This window comes from Ferrovibrio sp. (genome assembly GCF_017994015.1).
GTDB lineage: Bacteria > Pseudomonadota > Alphaproteobacteria > Ferrovibrionales > Ferrovibrionaceae > Ferrovibrio.
Window position 1 is genome coordinate 25,238 of the sequence record NZ_JAGOLP010000038.1, and the last position, 6,191, is coordinate 31,428.

Below are 6,191 nucleotides of genomic sequence, written 5' to 3' on the forward strand. Positions count from 1 at the left end.
ATATTATCTCCCGCCCTTTTCGCGCCGCTCGGCCCAATGCTGCACGGTATTGATGATCAGCAGCATGATGAAGGAGGCGATCAGCAGGGCAACGGCAATCGCCGTCGCCTCGGCATAAAGGAATTCCTCCAGCTTGATCACCACCAGCAAAGGTGCGATCTCGGAAATGCCGGGCAGGTTGCCGGCGATGAAAATCACCGAGCCGTATTCGCCCAAGCCCCGCGCCAGCGCCAGGGCAAAGCCGGTCAGGGTGGCGGGCATCAGGCTGGGCCAGATCACGCGGGTGAAAATCTGCCAGCGATTGGCCCCCAGGCTTTCCGCCGCCTCCTCCAGCTCTTTCTCAAAATCCTGCAACACCGGCTGCACCGTGCGCACCACAAAAGGCAGGCCGATGAAAATCAGCGCCATCACAATACCCAGCGGCGTGAACGCCACCTGGATGCCGAGCGCCGCCAGCGGTGCGCCGAGCCAGCCGCTTTCCGCCCACAATGCGGTGAGCGCGATGCCGGCAATGGCGGTGGGCAGCGCAAAGGGAATATCTACCATGGCATCCACCACACGGCGGCCGGGAAAGCTGTAACGTACCAGCACCCAGGCCACCAGCAGGCCGAATACCGCGTTGATCAGCGCCGCGATCAGCGCGGTGCCGAAGCTGAGCCGCAGCGATGCGAGCACACGCGGCGACTGGATGGTGTTGAAAAATGCCTCCCAGCCCAGCGTGGCGGATTTCAGGAACAAACCGGCCAGCGGAATCAGCACGATCAAGGCCGTCCAGGCCAGCGTAAGGCCAAGGGTGAGGCCAAAACCCGGGATCACACTATGCCGGGGCCGAAACGGCATGCTCGGCAGCGCGTTATAGGACATCATCCACCCCCATGGTGCAAACTGGACGCAATACGCCTGTGAACTGACAGGCATCCCCATAGTAAAGCTAACGGCTGAGCCTCAGGTGGCGGCGAATTGCCGCTCGGCATAATCGATCAGAACCTGAGCCGCCTGGATTGGTGCCAGTGATCCGGTATCCACCACCAGATCGGCCTGCCGGGGCGCTTCATAGGGCGCAGACACCCCGGTGAAATTGGCGATCTCGCCGGCCAGGGCGCGTTTGTACAGCCCTTTCGGATCACGCTGCTGACAGACACTGAGATCGGCGCTGACAAAAATCTCGCGGAAACCTTCACCGATAATGCTGCGCGCCTGGTCGCGGTCGGCCTGGCTGGGTGAAATCGCCGCCACCAGCACAATCAGCCCGGCATCGGCCATCAGCCGGGCGGCCTCGGCCAGGCGGCGGATATTCTCGGTGCGCGCCTCTGGTGTGAAGCCGAGGTCGCGGTTGAGGCCATGGCGCACATTGTCGCCATCCAGCACATAAACCTGGCGGCCGCGATTGAACAATTGCCGCATTGCCGCCATCGCCACAGTGGATTTGCCGGCAGCGGAAAGCCCGGTGAGCCACAGCACACCGCCGCGATGGCCGTTCAATTGGGCGCGGTCGGCCTGGCTGACACTGGCATCAACCCGGGTGAGATCGGCGAGCCGGCCGCCTTCGGCGGATTCCACCACAAAGCCGGCGACAATATGGAAATTGCGCGCCAGCACGCCGCGCCCGGTGCGCGCCATGGTTTCGTAACGATCCAGCGCCAGCGGCTTGCGGCTGCGCAGGATGACGCGGGCCACGCCATTGCGCTCAACATGATCCGCCTTGGCCGGCAGCAGGGTTTCCACATCGATCACTTCTTCGATGGCTTCCACCAGAGCATCGGCCTCGGCGGTGCCCAGCTTCAGCGTCAGCCGCTGGCCGGCATGCAGCGGTTCCTTGTCGAGCCAGAATAGCCGCGCCAGGATGCGGGTGCTTTCCAGCGGCGGCGCATCAGGCGGCGTGGCCAGGCCGCCACGTTCCACAAACACATCCTCATCCAGCGTGAAGGCAACACTTTCACCCGCCACGGCCGCAACGGGTGCGGCCTGATTGCCCCAGGCTTCCAGCGAGGCAACATTGGCTTCGCGGCCGCCGGGGGTGAAACGCAGGCGGTCGCCCACCTTCAGGCTGCCGCTTTCGATGCGGCCGACGATGATGCGCTTGTCATCCACCCGGTAGAGATCCTGGATCGGCAGCCGCAACGGCTGCTCCACCGCTGCCGCACGATCCGGAAAACCATCCAGGGCTTCGAGCAAAGTCGGGCCGTGATACCAGGGGGTTTTGGCGCTGGCCTCGGCGATATTGTCGCCCTCTTTGGCCGAAACCGGCACAATCTGCGCCGCGGTGATGCCGATACTGGCCAGATAGCCGCGCACGGCAGCCGCCACATCATTGAACCTGTCGGCATCAAAGCCGATCAGGTCAATCTTGTTCACCGCCACAGCCACCTGGCGCAGGCCCAGCAGATGCAGCAGATAGGCATGGCGGCGGGTCTGCTCGGCCAGCCCCTGGGCTGCATCCACCACCAGGATCGCGGCATCGGCCTGGGCCGCGCCGGTCACCATATTCTTGAGAAATTCCTTATGCCCCGGCGCATCGATGATGACATAGCGGCGCTGCTGGGTGTGGAACCAGATCTGTGTGGTATCCACCGTGATGCCCTGATCACGCTCCACCTGCAAAGCATCAAGCAGGAACGACCATTCAAATTCCAGCCCGCGCTTTTCCGACACGGCGCGCAACTGCTCCACCTTGCCGGTGGGTAGCGCGCCGGTTTCATGCAGCAGACGGCCCACCAGCGTCGACTTGCCATGATCCACATGGCCGACGATGACAATGGGAAAGGCCCGGCTGCGCTGGGTGCTGGCGGCGGCCCTGATTTTCTCTTGCAGGTTCACGATGCGGATGCTTTCACATATAGCCGGCGACGCGCAACCGCTCGAAGGCATCTTCGGAATCATGATCCATGGCGCGGCCGGCGCGTTCCGGCTCGCGGGTCACTTCCAGCTCGCTGATGATCTGCTCGATATCGCCGGCCTGGCTGTTGATCGGAAACGTGATGCCGATTTCGCCGAGCGAGCGGAAGCGCTTGCCTTCGCGGGCGAAATACAGCGGCACCACCGGAATGCCCTCGCGCTGGATATAGCGCCAGATATCCAGTTCGGTCCAATGCAGCAAGGGATGGATGCGCATATGCACGCCCGGCGGCAATTCGGAAGCGAAATGATCCCACAATTCCGGCGGCTGGTCGCGGAAATCCCAGGCGCCATCCTCGGCACGCGGGCTGAACACACGCTCCTTGGCCCGGGTCGCCTGCTCGTCGCGGCGGATGCCGGCGATCACACCCTTGAAGCCGTAATGGCCGATGGCTTCCTTCAGCCCCAGCGTCTTGCGCGCCGCAATCCGCGAATTATGCGGCAAGGTGGGATCGGTGGCTTCCAGCGGCGGGCAGGCATCCTGGATCAGTTCCAGGCCCCATTCCTTGGCATAACGATCCCGGAAGGCATAGGTTTCAGGAAATTCCAGGCCGGTATCCAGATGCGCCACCGGAAACGGCACGCGCCCCAGGAAAGCCTTTTTCGCCAGCCAGATCATCACATTGGAATCCTTGCCCAGCGACCACAGCATCACCAATGGTTTGATGCGGCTATAGGCTTCGCGGAGGATGTAGATGCTCTGGGCTTCGAGCCAGTCAAGATCGTCATTCATAATTCACATACCTGATGCGTCTTATTCTTCACTAATCCGGCTTCCCGGTAAAGCTGTATGGATGCCGCACTCCACCTTGTCCTGGCCGCGCCAACGCCCGGCCCGGGCATCCTCGCCGGCCAGCACCGGCTGGGTACAGGGCGCGCAGCCGATCGAGGCATAACCTTCAGCCACCAGCGGATGTGCCGGCAGGTCAAACCGGGCGGCATAGGCCGCCAGGTCGGCAGCGCTCCAATCCGCCAGCGGATTGAATTTCAGCCGGCCATCCACCGCCTCCACCAGCGGCAATCGGCTGCGCGTGCCGGCCTGGAAACGCTTGCGGCCATTGATCCAGGCGGCGAAGGGCGACAAGCCGCGCTGCAACGGCTCCACCTTGCGGATGGCGCAGCAGGCATTGGCATCGCGGAACCACAATGTACCAGCTTCATCCAGGGCAGCGAGGCGCGCCGGATCAGGCCGCAATATGCGCAGATCGCTCAAGCCCAGTCGCTGCACCAGGGCATCGCGATAGGCCAGGGTGTGGTCAAACAATTTGGCGGTATCAATGAACAGAACCGGCGTGGCGGCATCGATCTGCGCCACCAGATGCAGCAGGATGGCGGCCTCGGCACCGAACGACGAGACCAGCGTTATGCGGCCGGGGAAAAGCTCGGTCAGGGCGGTGCGCAACAGGCTTTCGGCCGGCGCACCGCCAAACCGGCGGTTCAGTTCGGCGGCCTGCTCCGCAAGCTCATCATCGACAAGGGCAAGGGCGCTGCTCATCCGGCAGCCTTCTGCGCCAGGCGCTGCTGCAAGGCGGTGCGGCGGCCATCGCCGGTCGGCTGATAGAACACGCCCATCTCGGCCAGAGCCGCGGCATAAACCTGCGCTGCATCCGGGCGCGCTATCTCAAAAGCATCAAAGCCGGCGCGGTGCATGTAGAGCAACTGATCCCGCAGCACATTGCCGGTGGCGCGCAATTCGCCGTCATAGCCCAGCCGTTCGCGCAGCAGGCGGGCCTGGCTATAGGCGCGGCCATCGCTGAATTTCGGGAAATGCAGCAGGATCACTGCAAAGCGCTGCACATCCTGGCCCAGTTCCGTGGGGTCGGCGGTGTTGGGCAGGCTCAGGCCGAGTGGTGCGTTGCGCTGCTCAAGCTGCGGCTTTTCAGCCTGCCAGCGCGCCAGGCTGATCACCACCTTGCCATGCGCCGGCAGCACCTCGCCATCCGGCACCAGCTGCCAGTCATCGGTGATTTCGGCACCCTGCTTAATGAGCGGCATAGACCTTCTCCTTGAACGGCGCCAGGCCAACGCGGCGATAGGTGTCGATGAAACGCTCATCGCCCTGGCGCAGGCCGAGATAGGTTTCAACCAGTGTGTCGATGGCTTCCAGCGCCGCGCGTTCGTTCAGCGCCGGGCCGATCAGGTCGCCCAGGGCGGCATCATCCGCCGCCGAGCCGCCCAGCGTGATCTGGAAAAACTCCTCACCCGCCTTGTCCACCCCCAGAATGCCGATATGGCCGACATGATGATGGCCGCAGGCATTGATGCAGCCGGAAATCTTGATTTTCAATTCACCAACATCCTGCGCCCGCTGCCAGTTTTTAAAGCGCAGCGCGATCGCCTGCGCGATCGGGATCGAGCGGGTATTAGCCAGCGCGCAGTAATCCATGCCCGGGCAGGCGATGATATCCGAGATCAGGCCGATATTCGGCGTGGCCAGGCCCTGCGCCTTGAGCGCGCGCCATAGCAGCGGCAGATCGGCCTGCGCCACATGCGGCAGCACCAGATTCTGCTCATGCGTCACCCGCACTTCGCCGAAGCTGTATAACTCGGCCAGGTCGGCCACGGCAGCAAGCTGGTCGGCGGTGATATCGCCCGGCGGCTTGCCCTCTTGCTTCAGCGAGATATTGACGATGCGGTAGCCGGCCTGTTTGTGGGCCACGGTATTCTGACGATGCCAATGGGCGAATTCGGCATCCTGGCGCAGCGCTTCCAGCAGGGCCGGCGGTGCTGCGGCCGGCAGCACGGCATAGGCCGGCGGGGCGAATTGCGCCGCGATACCGTCAATGATGCCCTGCGGCAGCTTTAGTTCGCCATCCTTGATCGCGGCCCATTCGGCTTCCACTTCCTCACGGATTTTTTCGATACCCGTTTCATGCACCAGGATCTTGATCCGTGCCTTGTAGAGATTGTCGCGCCGGCCATGGCGATTATAGACGCGCAGGATGGCTTCCAGGTAACTCAGCAGATGCTGCTTGGGCAGGAAGTCGCGGATGGTCTTGCCGATGAAGGGCGAACGCCCCAGGCCACCGCCAACAAACACCTCGAAGCCGACTTCCCCCGCCGCATCACGATGCATGCGCAGGCCGATATCATGCACCCGCACGGCGGCGCGGTCATTCGGCGAGCCGGTGACGGCGATCTTGAACTTACGCGGCAGGAAGGCGAATTCCGGATGGAAGGTGGACCATTGCCGGATGATCTCGCACCACACACGCGGGTCTTCGATCTCATCGGCAGCCACGCCGGCAAATTGATCCGTGGTGGTGTTGCGGATGCAATTGCCCGAAGTCTGGATG

General features: G+C 63.1%; 6 protein-coding genes. All 6 read right to left on the bottom strand.

Going from position 1 to position 6,191, the window contains the following annotated elements:
* Positions 1-3: 3 nt before the first annotated feature.
* On the bottom strand, positions 4-864 hold the full coding sequence (gene cysT / locus KBB36_RS15460) for a sulfate ABC transporter permease subunit CysT (protein WP_290982799.1): 861 nt from the start codon (positions 862-864) through the stop codon (positions 4-6).
* Between the two features lie 81 nt (positions 865-945).
* Entirely contained in the window at positions 946-2,817 is a 1,872-nt protein-coding gene (cysC, locus tag KBB36_RS15465) for an adenylyl-sulfate kinase (protein WP_290982782.1), read from the bottom strand.
* A gap of 13 nt (positions 2,818-2,830) precedes the next feature.
* Entirely contained in the window at positions 2,831-3,628 is a 798-nt protein-coding gene (gene cysD, locus KBB36_RS15470) for a sulfate adenylyltransferase subunit CysD (protein ID WP_290982785.1), read from the bottom strand.
* Positions 3,629-3,649: 21 nt separating this feature from the next.
* Positions 3,650-4,390: a phosphoadenylyl-sulfate reductase gene (locus KBB36_RS15475; RefSeq protein WP_290982788.1), complete on the bottom strand. Its 741-nt coding sequence runs from the start codon at positions 4,388-4,390 to the stop codon at positions 3,650-3,652.
* Positions 4,387-4,890: a DUF934 domain-containing protein gene (locus tag KBB36_RS15480; protein WP_290982791.1), complete on the bottom strand. Its 504-nt coding sequence runs from the start codon at positions 4,888-4,890 to the stop codon at positions 4,387-4,389. The genes KBB36_RS15475 and KBB36_RS15480 overlap by 4 nt, the downstream gene beginning before the upstream one ends.
* Positions 4,877-6,191, bottom strand: a 1,315-nt coding sequence (locus KBB36_RS15485; RefSeq protein WP_290982794.1) for a nitrite/sulfite reductase, incomplete at its 5' end; no start/stop codon positions are given. The genes KBB36_RS15480 and KBB36_RS15485, both read right to left, overlap by 14 nt.

What these genes read in the sequence shown, in the direction of transcription:
- cysT (WP_290982799.1), bottom strand. Translation starts at nt 864, where the DNA reads ATGTCCTATAACGCGCTGCCGAGCATGCCGTTTCGGCCCCGGCATAGT.
- cysD (WP_290982785.1), bottom strand. Translation starts at nt 3,628, where the DNA reads ATGAATGACGATCTTGACTGGCTCGAAGCCCAGAGCATCTACATCCTC.
- KBB36_RS15475 (WP_290982788.1), bottom strand. Translation starts at nt 4,390, where the DNA reads ATGAGCAGCGCCCTTGCCCTTGTCGATGATGAGCTTGCGGAGCAGGCC.
- KBB36_RS15480 (WP_290982791.1), bottom strand. Translation starts at nt 4,890, where the DNA reads ATGCCGCTCATTAAGCAGGGTGCCGAAATCACCGATGACTGGCAGCTG.